The organism is Pantoea sp. USMM079, from assembly GCF_037153115.1.
GTDB lineage: Bacteria > Pseudomonadota > Gammaproteobacteria > Enterobacterales > Enterobacteriaceae > Pantoea > Pantoea communis.
The window spans coordinates 1-230 of record NZ_JBBCKX010000088.1; the positions used below are offsets into that span (position 1 = coordinate 1).

At 50.9% G+C, this 230-nt stretch carries 1 rRNA gene; it reads right to left on the reverse strand.

The annotated features are described in order from the left end of the window. A 23S ribosomal RNA gene (locus WFP70_RS26645) occupies positions 1-230 on the reverse strand; the annotation flags it as partial.

Sequence of the window (230 nt, forward strand, 5' to 3'; positions counted from 1 at the left end):
TGCAACTTAACGCCCAGTTAAGACTCGGTTTCCCTGCGGCTCCCCTATACGGTTAACCTTGCTACAGAATATAAGTCGCTGACCCATTATACAAAAGGTACGCAGTCACCTGACAAATCAGGCTCCCACTGCTTGTACGTACACGGTTTCAGGTTCTGTTTCACTCCCCTCGCCGGGGTTCTTTTCGCCTTTCCCTCACGGTACTGGTTCACTATCGGTCAGTCAGGAGT